Source organism: Bartonella senegalensis OS02, from assembly GCF_000312545.1.
Taxonomy (GTDB): Bacteria; Pseudomonadota; Alphaproteobacteria; order Rhizobiales; family Rhizobiaceae; genus Bartonella; species Bartonella senegalensis.
The window spans coordinates 1-669 of sequence record NZ_HE997564.1; the positions used below are offsets into that span (position 1 = coordinate 1).

Sequence of the window (669 nt, forward strand, 5' to 3'; positions counted from 1 at the left end):
CAGCAAAAAGACAGAACAGCACCCAAAATGGCAAAAACCACGAACTCTGGGGCATCAAGCCCCCCACAGCAGTAAAATCAAAGAGAATAGCCGTCATGCAGCAAAACGCCTATCCTTTCAAGAAGAAAGTCCCCGCGCTCTCAACGCACGCCGTCCCCTCGAAAGCCAAAGCGCTCTCCATAATCACAGCCAAAGGACAACACTCCCAATGCACCAAAACACCGCCTATCGCAAGAATATCTCCCCCACCACAAGAACACACCTTTCTCCCTCATAAAGAAAAAGGCAGAGAAATGCACTGATGCCGAGCGCCTACTTCTCATTCAAGAATCAAACAAAGCCAACTCAAACCAAGATGCCCCGCTCCCAAAGAAACAAACAAAAGGATAAGTCCCCAAATGCAGGAAAAAGCCACTACCTTCAAAAACACCCCCCAGGGGGCAGGCAGACTCTTTACGTCCAGATGCAACGAACCAAGGATAGCAGCAAAAATGCAGGAAAACACCGCCCCCTTCAATAACCACTCCAAGCGAACAGCTCCACTCGCCACACCGGCAGAAACAAACCAGAAGTAGGTGGCAAGAATGCCATACGATACGACCCACCTCCAAAACATCCACCCTGTCACTAGGTGGCGCTTGGCAGCTCTATAAAGAAAAATCAAAGTAA

At 49.3% G+C, this 669-nt stretch carries 1 protein-coding gene and 1 pseudogene; one reads left to right on the forward strand and one right to left on the reverse strand.

The genetic code is table 11. The annotated features are described in order from the left end of the window. On the forward strand, positions 1–277 hold a 277-nt coding region (locus BN200_RS09495; protein WP_210160882.1), incomplete at its 5' end, for a hypothetical protein. Between the two features lie 42 nt (positions 278–319). On the opposite strand, the pseudogene BN200_RS08405 reads toward BN200_RS09495, so the two are convergent. Beyond that, positions 320–669: pseudogene (locus BN200_RS08405) on the reverse strand (hypothetical protein); the annotation flags it as partial.